The sequence below is a fragment of the Pseudoalteromonas sp. Angola-30 genome (assembly GCF_028599215.1).
GTDB classification, from domain to species: Bacteria; Pseudomonadota; Gammaproteobacteria; order Enterobacterales; family Alteromonadaceae; genus Pseudoalteromonas; species Pseudoalteromonas atlantica.
Map to the genome: position 1 here is coordinate 1 of NZ_JAQREI010000061.1, position 482 is coordinate 482.

Here is a 482-nt window from a genome sequence, read left to right on the forward strand (position 1 = left end):
GAACATAACATGCTTTTTTGAAAAAGCAATGCCGGTGACGCTCGTCACCGGCATTTTTTTTCAGAACATCGTCAAACTTAGTTGACGGCGTCCTTAAGACCCTTGCCAGCCTTGAATTTAGGCTGTTTCGATGCCGGAATGTCGATTTCTTCACCGGTGCGCGGGTTGCGACCTTTTGAAGCAGCGCGAGCAGCGACAGCGAAGGTACCGAAACCGACGAGACGAACTTCGTCACCGCCTTTGAGAGATTCGGTAATGGAATCGAAAACAGCGTCAACGGCTTTAGCAGCGTCTGCTTTGGACAGATCGGCTTTAGCAGCTACACTTCCAACGAGATCGTTTTTATTCACTTCCTGGCCCCCTTATTGGACGTTCGGAGTTATGAGGAAATTTGGTTTGCCCCAAACCTGTTGCATCGGCAGTGTAAGCAGGTAGCCAACATCCCGTCAATGCGACAGTCGCAGTTTTCTGCGGTTTCGAAC

1 protein-coding gene is annotated in these 482 nt (G+C 50.0%); it reads right to left on the reverse strand.

What is annotated here, in order from left to right; genetic code table 11:
* Positions 1-77: 77 nt before the first annotated feature.
* The gene (locus tag PSH54_RS20590; RefSeq protein WP_007089403.1) at positions 78-350 is read right to left on the reverse strand and encodes an HU family DNA-binding protein; all 273 of its coding nucleotides are present in this window, start codon (positions 348-350) and stop codon (positions 78-80) included.
* Positions 351-482: the final 132 nt, after the last annotated feature.